Origin of the sequence: Actinomyces sp. zg-332 (assembly GCF_011751945.2) — a bacterium.
In the GTDB taxonomy this organism is placed as follows: domain Bacteria; phylum Actinomycetota; class Actinomycetes; order Actinomycetales; family Actinomycetaceae; genus ZJ293.
This window is the reverse complement of record NZ_CP064951.1, coordinates 409,398-423,272: the sequence shown is the minus strand read 5'-3', so window position 1 is coordinate 423,272 and position 13,875 is coordinate 409,398. Positions and strand designations below refer to the sequence as shown.

At 36.6% G+C, this 13,875-nt stretch carries 11 protein-coding genes; all 11 read right to left on the bottom strand.

The window, feature by feature from the left end:
- Position 1: 1 nt before the first annotated feature.
- Positions 2–388, bottom strand: coding sequence for a cell division protein SepF (locus HCQ94_RS01605; RefSeq protein ID WP_166977033.1), 387 nt, complete (start codon positions 386–388; stop codon positions 2–4).
- 2 nt (positions 389–390) lie between these two features.
- Positions 391–1,158, bottom strand: a complete 768-nt coding sequence (gene pgeF / locus HCQ94_RS01600) for a peptidoglycan editing factor PgeF (protein WP_166977031.1) — start codon at positions 1,156–1,158, stop codon at positions 391–393.
- Between the two features lie 9 nt (positions 1,159–1,167).
- The gene (ftsZ, locus tag HCQ94_RS01595) at positions 1,168–2,511 is read right to left on the bottom strand and encodes a cell division protein FtsZ (RefSeq protein WP_166981276.1); all 1,344 of its coding nucleotides are present in this window, start codon (positions 2,509–2,511) and stop codon (positions 1,168–1,170) included.
- A gap of 189 nt (positions 2,512–2,700) precedes the next feature.
- Complete coding sequence (locus HCQ94_RS01590; protein WP_166981273.1) at positions 2,701–4,332, bottom strand: cell division protein FtsQ/DivIB; 1,632 nt, start codon at positions 4,330–4,332, stop codon at positions 2,701–2,703.
- Positions 4,329–5,720 carry a UDP-N-acetylmuramate--L-alanine ligase gene (gene murC / locus HCQ94_RS01585; protein WP_166981270.1) on the bottom strand — a complete coding sequence of 464 codons (1,392 nt, stop codon included), beginning with the start codon at positions 5,718–5,720 and terminating at the stop codon, positions 4,329–4,331. Before murC ends, HCQ94_RS01590 begins: the two co-directional genes overlap by 4 nt.
- The gene (gene murG / locus HCQ94_RS01580) at positions 5,717–6,829 is read right to left on the bottom strand and encodes an undecaprenyldiphospho-muramoylpentapeptide beta-N-acetylglucosaminyltransferase (protein WP_166981267.1); all 1,113 of its coding nucleotides are present in this window, start codon (positions 6,827–6,829) and stop codon (positions 5,717–5,719) included. The genes murC and murG overlap by 4 nt, the downstream gene beginning before the upstream one ends.
- Positions 6,829–8,274 carry an FtsW/RodA/SpoVE family cell cycle protein gene (locus HCQ94_RS01575; protein ID WP_166977021.1) on the bottom strand — a complete coding sequence of 482 codons (1,446 nt, stop codon included), beginning with the start codon at positions 8,272–8,274 and terminating at the stop codon, positions 6,829–6,831. Before HCQ94_RS01575 ends, murG begins: the two co-directional genes overlap by 1 nt.
- 4 nt (positions 8,275–8,278) lie before the next feature.
- Positions 8,279–9,730, bottom strand: coding sequence for a UDP-N-acetylmuramoyl-L-alanine--D-glutamate ligase (gene murD, locus HCQ94_RS01570; RefSeq protein WP_166981264.1), 1,452 nt, complete (start codon positions 9,728–9,730; stop codon positions 8,279–8,281).
- A complete protein-coding gene (mraY, locus tag HCQ94_RS01565) occupies positions 9,727–10,809 on the bottom strand; it encodes a phospho-N-acetylmuramoyl-pentapeptide-transferase (protein WP_166981261.1) in 1,083 nt (360 codons plus the stop codon). Before mraY ends, murD begins: the two co-directional genes overlap by 4 nt.
- The gene (locus HCQ94_RS01560) at positions 10,809–12,257 is read right to left on the bottom strand and encodes a UDP-N-acetylmuramoyl-tripeptide--D-alanyl-D-alanine ligase (RefSeq protein ID WP_166981259.1); all 1,449 of its coding nucleotides are present in this window, start codon (positions 12,255–12,257) and stop codon (positions 10,809–10,811) included. Before HCQ94_RS01560 ends, mraY begins: the two co-directional genes overlap by 1 nt.
- The gene (locus HCQ94_RS01555; protein ID WP_166981257.1) at positions 12,250–13,872 is read right to left on the bottom strand and encodes a Mur ligase family protein; all 1,623 of its coding nucleotides are present in this window, start codon (positions 13,870–13,872) and stop codon (positions 12,250–12,252) included. Before HCQ94_RS01555 ends, HCQ94_RS01560 begins: the two co-directional genes overlap by 8 nt.
- Positions 13,873–13,875: the final 3 nt, after the last annotated feature.

Sequence of the window (13,875 nt, the reverse complement as noted above, 5' to 3'; positions counted from 1 at the left end):
ATTACATATCCTCGTCTTCACTCCTAGATATCTCAATATAAGCTGGAGATAGTAAGAAGACTCTATTAGTTATACGTTCGATACTACCACGCAAACCAAAAATTAAACCTGAAGAAAAATCTACCATTCGTTTAGCATCAGCATCATTCATGTGGGATAAATTCATTATCACAGGAACATTTTCACGAAATGCTTCTCCCACTTTCCTAGCATCAGCATAATTATTTGGATGTATAGTCACTATACGAGAGATATCTCCAACTTCAGACTCTGGCATTTCATATACTTCAGACATTCTATCTTCATCGTATGAATCAATGAAATCCATATCAAATTCATCATCTTGTCTAACTTCATCATTAGACCCAAAAAAGCCTTTAAACACCATCGCTACTCCTCATTATTCATAGGTAAAACAAAGCCTATTTGACGTCCGCATACTTTAGAACGACGATATGAGTAAAACCTATCATCTTCAAAAGTACATACATCGACAGTTTCAATATTTACTATATTATTTCTTGACAGCTGATCTAAAACTGCATTGTACACGTTGATTGCGTCAGTTTTTTGAGGGGTCAACCAAGCAGAATTTGGTTCAACACTAACACAATCAACGTAAACTTTTTCATCAACTTCATAGCAGTTTCCGCAGATAGAAGGTCCTATTGCAGCATACAGCTCTTCAGATTTTATTCCCATTTCAAACAGCTTATTCAAAGTCTTAGGTAAAATCTGATTGACCATTCCTTGTCTACCAACATGAACAGCTGCACTAATGTCGCCTTTGCGATTAGATAAAAGCACAGGTACGCAGTCAGCTACCATTACAGTTGGTACTAACACTCTTTCGGACATTCTATTTTTATGTATGACAACAATGCTATCGGCATTACATAAAGAATATTCATCTTCACATATTTGAACAATATCAGTGTGAGTTTGGTCCATGAAAGCAAATTCTACTTCGAAAAAGTCAGCAACTTGCCTACGGTTTAACTCTACCTTTTCACTATCGTCACCCACATGCTTTCCAAGGTTCAAACCTCCATCGTCTTTACCAGCGTAAGATCCCAGAGAAACTCCCCCAAGATTAGTGGTAAAAACAGCTTTAGAATTAGGCCCTAAAGGAGCATATAGAAACTGCATATTACTCATAATTACCTATTAGCGTAGGAAATCAGGAATATCCAAGTCAGCAGACTGTGACTCTTCTTCAAAAGAAGGAACTTCTAGTGAAGGGTGCTGATATGGATTTTCACCAGTAGTGTAAGATGAAACACCCTCAGCATACTTTGAAGAAGGTACTGCTTCTTCAGTGTATTCTGGTGTGCTAGTACGTAAAGGACGAGCAACGTAAGTCTGCTCAACTACATCTAGAGGAACTGGAATTGGTTCTTCCTTAGGCTCTTCAACTGTGCGGTCAGCTTCAGGAATCTGTCGCTTAGGCACTGCGATAGCTGGAGCTTGAGTTGGAATAGCTAGCTTTGTTTTCTGTTCTGCTGTAGGGTCAACGTCTTTAAATCCAGCAGCAATAATGGTTACAGTTACTTCATCGCCAAAACGGTCATCAATATCATGTCCGTAAATAATGTTGGCGTCAGCTGCTGCTTCGTTCTTTACCATCTTTACAGCATTTTCAGTTTCTTTAATACCTAAATCTGTACCAGATTGAATGTTAATTAGTACACCCATTGCCCCTGTTATTGAGCGCTCCAGAATAGGGGACGACATAGCTAATTCAGTAGCACGTGTTGTACGGTTTTCACCAGCTGCTGACCCAATACCCATAATTGCTGTGCCTGAGTTAGATAAAATGCTTCTAACATCAGCAAAGTCTAAGTTAATAACACCAGTGTTCTTAATCAAGTCAGTTATACCTTGAACACCCGCACGCAAAATACCGTCAGCACATTTGAAAGCTTCAACAACAGACATGTCGTCTTGATCCATTTGTAATAAGCGTTCGTTAGGAATGACAATCAAAGAGTCAACTTCCTTCATCAAGTTTTCGATACCTTGCTGAGCTTGTTCTGCACGACGCTTACCTTCAAAGTTGAATGGACGAGTTACAACACCAACTGTCAAAGCACCAGATTCTTTTGCCACTTTAGCTACTATTGGAGCAGCACCTGTACCTGTACCGCCACCTTCACCAACAGTGATGAAAATCATGTCTGCACCCTGCAAAGCGTCCTGAATGTACTTTACGTCCTCTTCAGCGGCCTTGCGACCAACTGCTGGATCTGCACCAGCACCTAGTCCACGTGTGCTTTTTTGTCCAATGTCAATCTTTGCGTCAGCATTAGAAATTGTCAAAGCTTTAGTATCGGTGTTAATTGCTACAAATTCAACACCTTTAACTCCATCTTCAACCATTCTATTGATAGCGTTTGTTCCACCGCCACCAACACCAACTACCTTGATAACAGCATCAGCAGGTGGAGCAAAAGGTTCTTCTTCGTATCCCCCAAGAAGATTATCTCCATAATTGCTATCTGAGTATGTCACTTTCCCCTCCTTATACCTTTAACTTTCAAGTTAAACTCAAAGGTTAAAGTTCTGCAGTATTTAAGTCCCAAAGAATATAGAGTTACAAGCGTGTATTTTCAAGTTGATTCACTGCGTGTCATTTAAGTTTTTAAAAATAAATTTTAAAAGTAAATACAAACATAAAAGTCAAGGAAAACTAAGAAAAACTCACAAAATAGTAACTGGCTTTGAAGGAGTTGAAACATCAATTATTTTAGCTTGTTTTCCACGTAAAATTTCTAAAACTTTAGCTTTCAACTTATTATCAGAATTAGATCCCCAAATAACCTTAATTCCGCCTTGTAGTTCGAACTCAACATTGTCCTTATCAGATGCCTTAGCCTGCACCACGACAGCCCTTTCTTTAGCAGGCACAGCTCCTAGAACATTCAAAACGGCATTTAAAGACTCTTTAGTTTTTTTGTTATTCAAAGGAATATCAACCAGCGGGATACCCTCTTGAGGCTTATCTAAAGTTTCTAGCTGTCTGCCTGTAGGGTCAAGCAGTACAAAAGAATTCCCATTCTTTGCCACAGCCACGCCCTCACGTTCCACTAAACTGACAGCTAAACCATTAGGCCACTGTTTAGACACTTTCGCTTTTTTTACCCAAACAAACTTGCGCTCAATTTCAGATTCTAAAGCAGCAGAAGATAAACTAGGCAAAGGAGCATCAACATAGTCATTTAAAGCTGTTCGTAAATCTTTTTCTTGTACGTGTATTGGTTTAGATAGCAGTGCAATCTCAGATTTATCTAGGGAGAATAAACTAGAGCCATACACCAAGTACCCTAAAATACATATACTCAAAGCACCCAAACCCCACAAGCTAAATTTCTTGAGGTTAGTTATACGTAACTTTTTCTTATTATCTACTAAACGATCACGTAAACTATGAGTAACGTTATTAATAGGTTTAGAAATATACTTTATCGAATTAGGAAATGACAAATTAGGCGTAATCTTATCTTTCCTATACTCAACATATTTTTGAAAAGACGTCACTTCTTCAACTGAAGCTTTAGCATTATCTTCTGTCGTATCCTCAGAATTATCTATTAAAATAGTATGACTATCTTCTAAACCGCTAACAGAAGAATTTTTTAAAATTTTAGTATCCGTGATAGGAATATCGAACTTAATATTCTTATCCTCTTGATTTATCTCAGGGAAAAACTCTGATTTGAGAGATTTAACTTTACTACGCCCAAAATCTTTTAATTCCCTTTTAGCATTATCACGTTTATAATCAGAATTTGTTTTAAAGATTCTACGCTTACTTTTAGTGTTATCAGAAGTATTTGAACTAAAAGTTTCACCTAGAGAGTCTATATTTTCCATATGTGGATGGTAGGTGAAGTTTTCATAAAAAGTTTTAAATGAAAAGCCAGATAAACGAGAATAAAACCTATCAGCATTTTCCCTAGAATTTACTTTTGAGACATTAGTTTTAAGAGCATTTTTCTCGCGAGAAGATTTTGATATTTTATCAGCTCTAACGCGTTCTTTTTTCGGCGTATTTGAGGAAAACTTTTTAGATACCTTGCTAAATTTATCTTTTATACTCGGTTTATCACTAGTAAAACTCTCAGTAGATTTACCTTTTAAATTTGTGGAATCTATATTGCCAGCATTACTTCTAGACGTATTACTTACATACCTATTTTTACTATTTACCCTATCTGAATTTTTGCGCACAGAATTATCAGAAACGTTATCTGTACTCTTCCTCCTAAAACTACTACTAGTAACTTTAGGAGTATTATTTTGTCCATCTTTTGGCAACTTAGGTTGTTTCAAAATAGTTCACCCTGCAAAAATTCGATAATAGTATCACCTAGGTAAGTAATATCACCAGCACCTACAGTAACAATAATATCACTTTCACAAACCCAATTAGATACAAAAAAAGCAGCCTCTTGTTTGTCAGGAATATAATGTCCTATTTCACTGTCCATATAGTTAGTGATTATAGAAGAATCAATACCCTCAACAGGTTCTTCTCTGGCAGCAAAAATATCTACAACAATGGCTAAATCAGCCAAAGATAAACTTTTAGCGAAATCTTGAGCAAAATTTATTGTACGTGAATACAAATGTGGCTGAAAAATTACAGCTACTCTACCTTCTCCAGCATAAATACGCGCTTGTTTCAAAGCGGCAAGTACTTCTGTAGGATGGTGAGCATAGTCATCAAAAATACGAACGCCCGCACACTCTCCACGCAGTTCAAAACGCCTACCAGTACCAGAAAAACCTTTCAACCCAAAAGCAACTTTTTCTAAATCTAGCCCTAAGTCAAAACAAGCAGCAAAAACACCTGCAGCGTTCAAAATATTATGTGCACCACTAACTTGTAATTCAATATGCTGTTTTAATTTTTCACCTTTATGCTCCAATTCAAAAACAGCTTTAGCACCATTAGAATTTAACTCTTCCTCAGTTATCCTAACCCTGGCGTATTCACCCTCAACTACACTAGTTGACTTACCATAGGTTATGACTCTTAGCTTATTAGACATAGTACGAGCTAGTTCTAATGCCCCTTCATCATCTCTACATACAACCAAAGCGCCATTTGGAAGTATTTTATTAGCAAACTCAACAAAAATATCACGAAACTCTTGTTCATTAGCATAATTATCTAAATGATCAGCTTCAACATTGGTGACGATGGATAAACGAGGTGAATAGTTCAAAAACGACTTATCTGATTCATCAGCTTCTGCAACGAAAAAGTCACCTTTCCCTGCATAACCACCTTTTCCTAAGCCTTTAATAGTAGAACCCACGGCATAGGAAGGATCTAGCCCCATAGAATTCAATACAAAAGCAAACATACCTGAAGTAGTAGTTTTGCCGTGTGCTCCAGCAACAGCAATCATTTTCTTAGATCTGGCAACAAAATCCAAAGCCTGAGATCTATGCCAAATTTCTAAACCTTTATCTTTAGCATAAGCATATTCAGGATTAACCTTAGTAATAGCAGTAGATACAACGACTACGCAGTCATTAGGAACATTTGTCTCATCATGTCCAACGAATACTTTAACTCCCTTTTCACGCAAATTTTCCAGAGTTAAAGATTCATTCTTATCACTACCAGAAACAACGTGTCCTTGCTCATTTAGAAGGTGAGCTATGACACTCATTCCTGCTCCACCTATTCCTATCAAATGAAAATTCATCGTTTACCACCTGCTAAACAAATTTCTTCAGCCAAACGCTGTGCAGCATCAATTACTGCATTAGTATTTGATACTCTCATTTTTTCAAGAGACCTGTCACCTTTATAATCAAGTAGTATTTCAACACAATCTTTAACAGCCAAATCATTAAAATGCTTATCTAAAATCATAATTGCAGCTCCTTTTTCAACTGCACCACGAGCATTCAGACTCTGTTCACCGTTACCAATAGGTAAAGGAACATATATTGCTGGTATTCCTAAAGCACTAATTTCAGCAACAGTTGTAGCACCGCAACGACACACTATTAAATCTGCACAAGCATAAGCATAGTGCATATCATTTAAGTACTCAAAAACCTTATATCTATCTTCTAAATCGTGTTCTTTTACAGCTTCTAAAACTTTTTCAGCTTTACCTCGCCCAGCTAAGTGAATAACTTGCACTTCATCAGGGATAAACTTCATACCTTGAGTAAAAGCAGAGTTAATACTCAGAGCCCCCAAGCTTCCCCCTGTTACAAGCATAGTTTTACGATTTTCATCTAAGCCAAAAAATTTAAATGCTTGCATACGTAAAGAAGAATCTTTTTCTAGAGCTTTATGTAAAGTCACTATATCTTCACGAAGAGGCATACCACAAATAAAAGTCTTACCTTTACGAGCCTTTAAGTCAGTTTCAAAAGTAAGTGCTACAGTATTAGCAAATCTAGCTCCAAGCTTGTTAGCCATACCAGCTTTAGCATTCTGTTCATGTATAACAATTGGTATGTTAAGCTTGTGAGCAGCTAAATAAGCTGGCGCGCTAACGTATCCACCAAAGCCACACACAACATCAATTTGTTTTTCACGTATATAAGCACACACTTGATTTACTAAAGCTTTTAGCTTGAAGGGCAATGAAAAAAGCCTCATCGGATTACTACGAGGAAAAACAAGTTTTTCTATAGTTAAAAGTTCAAAGCCATTCTGAGGAACTAGCGTAGTTTCAATGCCAGTTTCAGTACCTAAAACAAATACTTGAATACCTTTATCTCGTAATACTTTCGCAGTTGATAGCAGTGGGTTTACGTGTCCTGCTGTACCTGCACCAGCTAGTAAAACTCGCATTATTTGTCATCCCTTATAATTCTAGGTTTATTTGGACGCTTAAAATCACTCTTTAGCTTAGCACTATTTACTTTCTTAGATTGGTAAACAGGTATAGCTTTACCCTTTTTGACAAACTTTCTGTCTTTTTTAGCTAAACCAGCTTGCTCCTGAGCCGCTCGAACACAAAAGCCTAAAGCCGCAATAGCACTCATAAGAGAAGAACCACCTGAAGAAATAAGTGGCAAAGGTACCCCTAGAACAGGAGCAAAACCAATCACAACTAGAATATTTACGATTGCTTGAACAGTTATCCAACTAGCTATACCAGCAACAGCTAACTTCACATACGGATCTTTATGAGAAAACATCAAAGCAAATAGTCCGTAAGCAAGCATTATAAATAGGGCTAAGATAAGCAAAGTTCCAAGTAATCCAAATTCTTCACCTATAACAGCATAAATAAAGTCAGTCTTAGCAGCTGGCAAATATCCCCATTTTTCGCGGCTAGCACCAGCACCTAAACCTGTAAGTCCGCCTGATGCAAGCCCCCATAAACTTTGTAAACTTTGAGAATCTCGTTCAGAGACAGTTGCATCTCCAAAAATAAAGGCAAGCACACGAGTACGCCTAGATGTACTAGTAATAACAGCAAATACAGCACCGAGAACCCCCAGCAAAGTAATATACGATAAGTACCTCGTACGAACACCTGCAACAATCATCATGATGAACACAAAAACTGCAATAATCATGAAGGTACCCATGTCACGACCAACCATAACAAAGGCACCACCTAAAATTGCTGGGGAATAGTTTATAAACATTTTAACAAAAAACTGTAAAGTATTTTCCCAGCCAGAACGAAGTATTTCCTCTAGCTCAACGCTTTCAAAGGAACTATCGCTAAATTGCAAAGCTAAAAATAAAATAATAGCAAATTTCAAGAATTCAGAGGGCTGAAAGGTAAAACCCAAGACTGTAATCCAGTTAGTGTTACCAGAGATAGCTGTTCCTACAAAGACAGTAAAAACCTGCAGAATCACGAAGAGCCAAACAATGTATTTAGATAGCTGCTTATAAAACTCTATACTAAACATTTTAGCTACGTAATAGACAAACATAGCTGCTAGGAAAAATATTCCCGGTTTAATAAAAACACTTAGCACGCCACTACCAGCTCCGACCGATAGAACAGAAGTAGCTGATATAACAGAAATAGTGCCTATGCTAACTAGGATAATAGTTGGGATAGAAATCAAAAAACCACTGTTGTAGCTGGGAGATACGGCTTCAAAGTTAGTTAATTTCTGAACAAAAGCACGTAGAAAATTCCTAAACTTACGCTTTGAAATCGTTTTCTTCTCACCAGATTTACTTTTTTTATTTTTCCTTTTATAAGCCTTCTTATCATCAGCATTGCTAGAAGTCGAAAAACCAGAATTTACTTTCTTTGAAGGAGACATACAATCATCCTTTCAGGGATTTTACAGCTTCAACAAATAACTCACCTCTATGCTTATAAGAATCAAATTGATCTATAGAAGCACAACCCGGTGAAAGCAGAATAGTGTCGCCAGCATTAGCAAATCCTCTAGCGAGTTTTACAGCATCTAGCATATATTCATATATGTCATCGTTATGTTCTACGATTACAGCATTAGTGTTGATACCGCTTTCGCTGATACCTCTCAAAACATCGAAATGGTCAGCCCCCAGTATTACTAATCCTTTAATTTTACTACCAACATTAGTAAATACTGGAATTAAATCAGCACCTTTTGCGTCACCACCACATAACAACACAACTTTCCCATCGTCCAGCATGCTTAAAGCAGCTTCCATAGCATGAGGATTAGTTGCCTTTGAATCATCTATAAAAGTAATTTCATCAATAGTATCTACAAAAGCAAATCGGTGATTATCTATTTCAAAGTTCTTAAGTCCTTTAGAAACAAAAGAAGAATCAACGTTTATGCTACGAGCCAAAGCGCTGGCAAACATAGCGTCCTGCAATATAGTTTCAGGTATTTTCTCAGCATTAGGAGATAGGTGTTTCAAATCATCAAAACTAGCCAAAACTTGGCCATGTGTATGACGGTTAGTTATAAAAGCTCTGTCAACGATTAAATCTTCAACTACACCAATTTGGCTGACACTAGGAGCAGACATAGTTATGCCAACAGCTCTACACCCATCAATAACATCAGCTTCTTCAACCATTTTCATTGTCAAGCTATCTTCGCAATTATATATACAAGCAACTTGAGCATTATGAAAAACACGAGCCTTATCATCAACATAATTTTCAAAACTACCATGCCAATCAATGTGATCTTCATGCACATTCAAACAACAGGCAGCAACAGGTGAAATACTTAAAGACGAATGCAAATTGAATGAAGATAACTCAACAGCTAAAACTTCGTACTTTTTTTCATGTATAACGCTAATAAGAGGTGTGCCGATATTGCCAGCACTACAAGCTTTAATACCAGCAGCTTTCAATATGCTCGTAAGCATTCCAGTAGTCGTAGTTTTACCATTTGTACCAGTTATACAAAGCCAAGTAGGAGCTAATTGTCCATTGCTTTGCAACTCTAAGCCATATCTCCAAGCAAGTTCAACATCAGAAAAGACTTCTTTCCCAGATGAATGTAGATATTGCCAAATCACTCCAGTAGAAGCAACACCTGGTGAGATAACTACTTTATCGTAGTGTCTATCAGATAATTTTGTAACTATATCTTCATTACTATCGCAGTGAATAAACTCAATGTTATCTAACGCTTTCAAAGCATTAGCATTCTTATCATTAGAGTCAAAAGCTAAAACTCTAGCTCCTAGTTCGCTAAGAACTTCACATACAGCAATACCTGAACTACCTGTACCTATAACAGCATAAATATAATCTTTAATCATCGTAACAACCACTGTCCATAGAATAAACCAACACCAAGTCCAGCACATAAACTAGCTATAATCCAAAAACGTATAACAATAGTTACTTCTTTCCATTGGTTTAACTCAAAATGATGATGTAAAGGAGTCATCTTGAATACACGTTTACCTGTAAGTTTGAAAGAAGAAACTTGAACTACAACTGAGAAAACTTCTGCGACGAACACACCGCCAATTATCAAAGCTAAAACTTCTGTATGCGAGAAAATAGATACACCAGCAAGAGCTCCACCTAAAGCAAGAGAACCAGTATCTCCCATAAAAATTTGTGCTGGTGAAGCATTCCACCACAAGAAACCTACACAAGAACCTACCAAAGCAGCACAGAAAATAGCTAAATCCCTAGGATCTCGAACATAGTAACAGAAATTACCAGCACCAGATGGATATAGACATGACTGATAAGTTTCCCAAAGAGTAATAAATGTATAAGCCGCAAAGACTATGGCTGACACACCGGTTGCTAGCCCGTCAAGCCCATCAGTCAAATTTACAGCATTAGACCAAGCTGTTATTAAGAAATTAGCCCACAAGATGAAGCATACGATAGCTACTGTTACTCCAGCTAAAAGGAAATCTATCTCGTATCCCCAGAACAAAGAAATACTTGTTTTAGCAGGAGTTATTCCAAAAGTATTAGGAAAACTTAAAGCCAGACAAGCAAATATTACTCCAACAGCTAACTGTCCTATAATTTTTCCACGAGGGTTTAAACCTAAAGATCGTTGCTTTGAAATCTTAATATAGTCGTCTAAGAAACCAATCAATCCTAAACCAACAAATAAGAAAGCAACTATCCAGGCACTAGCACGAGGTAGACGCATCTCTAGTAAAGCACTAATAAGCCAACCACAAATAGTAGCAACGATAATGACAACACCACCCATAGTAGGTGTGCCACGTTTAGTTTCATGCGAAGTAGGACCGTCTTTTCGTATAAACTGCCCCATTTGTTTGCGTATACTAAAGCGAATGAAAAAAGGTGTAAATACTAAAGTTATCAACAATGACGATGCTAATGCAACAAGTATTGCGAGCATTAGATTTCTCCTTTTACTGCTTTATCAGCCAGTTCCCAAACCCTAGATCCATTCGACCCTTTAAACAAAACTATGTCATTAGGTTGTAAGTACTCGCCCAAAAGTTTTTCGACATCTAATATATCACTACATTGATGAACTTTTGATATTAGAATGTTATCTGCCAAAGATTTCGCAAATTCGCCAACTGTAATAACAACATCGACCTGTAAATTATTAATGTATCTAGCAATATCTGCATGGATTTCATCTGATTCATCACCAAGTTCAAGCATCTGACCTAAAACAGCTATTGCTCTATATTCACCTTGTTTCTTATAAGCATTAGCTATGTTTACCAGACAAGTAATACCTGCTTTCATTGAATCAGGGTTAGCATTATAAGCATCATCTATAACTAAAGCTCCACTTGAAATACGCTGAACACTCAATCTATGTTCGCTTAGCAAAGTAATTTCACTTATATTTTCAGCTATATCGGCTAACTCATGTCCCAAGTCACTCATTAAAGCACAAGCAGCTAAAGCATTTACAACATTGTGCTTACCAATAAGAGGCAAATTTACAGTTGAACGAGTGGCTGGTGAGCAAAGCTCAAAACTTGGATGTTGATCGTCATCTAATACTATGTTTTCAGCCCATATATCGCAAAACTCTCCTTGAGCTGAATAGAAAATGCTACGCCCTTTAACCTCAGTTTGCATATTTGCAACACTACTATCATCTAAATTCAAAATAGCAACACCATTAGGTTTTAGCCCTTGAACAAGTTCTGTTTTAGCTTTAACAATTGACTCAAAACTTCCAAAACCACCAAGATGTGCTGTTCCAACAAATAGAACAATCGCGTAATCTAAAGGTGCGATTTCAGTCAAATACTGCAAATGTCCAAGTCCTGAGGCTCCCATTTCAAGCAATAAAATTTTAGTGTCAGAGTTTGCTTTCAAAACTGTAAGTGGCATACCGATTTCATTATTAAAAGATTTCTCAGGATAAACGACACATTCTTTACCATAAGCTTTAGAAAGGAGCTGAGCCAAAATGTCCTTGGTAGTAGTTTTACCTGAGGAACCTGTAATACCAATAGTTTTGACATTCAAAGTTTGCAAATGTGCTTTAGCGATTTTACCTAGAGCTAAAACAGTATCTTCAACTAATATAAAGTTAGACTCACCTGTAATTACATTTTCATCAGATACGATTATAAGCTCTACATTCTTAGAAATTACATCACTCACATATTTATGACCATCGTTATTTTCACCAATAATTGCGATAAAAATACTGTTATTATCAGCTTTTCGTGAATCTATGCAAACATTCAGAGGATAAGCTTTGTCTGTAATAGTACTAGATGAGTCTGTACTTGTATTTGTGCAGCTACAAGATACTTTCTTAGGAAATAACTGCCCTTGCACTATCTCAGTTATTTTTTCCAAACTAAACATTTCTTTCCTCCAAAGCATTTCTTGCAACTTGCCTATCATCTAAATCTATTACGCTTCCATCAGGTAGCTCAAATTCTATCTCATGACCTCGTCCTAAAATTAGCACAATGTCGTTATCTTTAGCTTCCCTAATCGCTCGGAATATGGCTTTTTCTCTATCTAATTCAACAATAATTTTAGAGTCAACTATTTCCTTAGATAAAGTCTGCAAGGTATCTTTCAAAATATTATGCTGATCTTCTCCATATAACTCACCATTAGTTAAAATTGTTTTATCACAGTATTTAACTGATAGTTCAGCCATTATTGGACGCTTACCAATATCACGTTTACCATCGGCACCAAAGACACAAATTAGTTTAGAAGCCTTTTCTCCTAGTATGTCTTTTTCAGCTTCAGGTAGCAAAAACCTAGCGGCAAAACTTTCAAAAAGTGTCTGCATACTGCCAGGATTATGAGCAAAATCAACGATAACTAGAGGATTATCTGAAATTTTTTCCATACGTCCTGGAACTGCAGGGCTTATAACTATAGTTTTCAGTAACTGAGCAAAGGCTTTGACATCAACATCACTTACAAAGACACTAGATACGGCAAGACCTATGTTTGAGACATTAAAATCGCCTTGCATATCAGTTGTAATAGTTATTTTCTCACCCAAGTTTTCAGTCAAAAATGCTGGTAAGTATAAGTCAAATAGTGTGTATGCCAAGCCCAAATCTGACTTCTTATAAGAAATATTATCTATGTAAAAATCTGCTTTTATATCTTTGTCTGAGCAAGTAGAAAAACTATAAACCCCGTCACGTTTTTGATTAGTATATAATTTCAGACCATATTCATCATCTATACAAATTACAGCTTTAGAACAATGTTCTTCGGTGAATAATTTTTCCTTTGTAGCAAAATACTCATCCATTGTTGAGTGAAAATCAAGGTGATCTTGAGTAAGGTTAGTAAAAGCACCTACATCATATTTAACCCCATCAACACGACCTAAAGTAATAGCGTGAGATGAAACTTCCATGGATAAGTAGTCAACATTGTTGTTTTTCATATCTGAAAATAGTTGCTGCAGCCTTGCTCCTTGAGGAGTGGTAAGAGTTGAAGGAACAGTTTTTTCACCGTCATCTATTTCAATAGTTCCAATTAGCCCAGTCTTATACCCTAGTAATTTCAAAAGATATGTATAAATATAGCTAGTTGTAGTTTTCCCATTAGTACCTGTTACAGCAAATTTTTTAAAACCTGAGCTAGGGTTATCAAAAATAAACTTCGCAATACTAGCTTGCTTTTCATATAAGTTATCAACTATAAAAATAGGTATATTGTTATTTTTTAACAGGGTTAATACTGGCACAAAAGTACGGTTATTTAAGTACTCTTCCAAAGCAAACTTATCAGTAAAGATAGCTTTCATTCCCATTGAAATAGCTTTATCAGCAAAAACTATAGGATGAACTTTTTCACCTTTGCTAGCCAAAAAAATGTAGTTTTGACGCATTAATCGGTTGTCATCAATAATGCCATCAATTTCATAGTCTTCCCATTTTTCAGGAATATAGAAAGGCAAAATCTCAAACTGTTCTACAATTTTCCCTAACTTCATGCTCATCAG

Excerpts from the sequence above, each read along its gene's own strand:
- mraY (WP_166981261.1), bottom strand. The coding sequence starts at position 10,809 with ATGCTCGCAATACTTGTTGCATTAGCATCGTCATTGTTGATAACTTTA.
- murC (WP_166981270.1), bottom strand. The coding sequence starts at position 5,720 with ATGAATTTTCATTTGATAGGAATAGGTGGAGCAGGAATGAGTGTCATA.
- murG (WP_166981267.1), bottom strand. The coding sequence starts at position 6,829 with ATGCGAGTTTTACTAGCTGGTGCAGGTACAGCAGGACACGTAAACCCA.
- pgeF (WP_166977031.1), bottom strand. The coding sequence starts at position 1,158 with ATGAGTAATATGCAGTTTCTATATGCTCCTTTAGGGCCTAATTCTAAA.
- murD (WP_166981264.1), bottom strand. The coding sequence starts at position 9,730 with ATGATTAAAGATTATATTTATGCTGTTATAGGTACAGGTAGTTCAGGT.
- HCQ94_RS01555 (WP_166981257.1), bottom strand. The coding sequence starts at position 13,872 with ATGAGCATGAAGTTAGGGAAAATTGTAGAACAGTTTGAGATTTTGCCT.
- HCQ94_RS01560 (WP_166981259.1), bottom strand. The coding sequence starts at position 12,257 with ATGTTTAGTTTGGAAAAAATAACTGAGATAGTGCAAGGGCAGTTATTT.
- HCQ94_RS01575 (WP_166977021.1), bottom strand. The coding sequence starts at position 8,274 with ATGTCTCCTTCAAAGAAAGTAAATTCTGGTTTTTCGACTTCTAGCAAT.
- HCQ94_RS01605 (WP_166977033.1), bottom strand. The coding sequence starts at position 388 with ATGGTGTTTAAAGGCTTTTTTGGGTCTAATGATGAAGTTAGACAAGAT.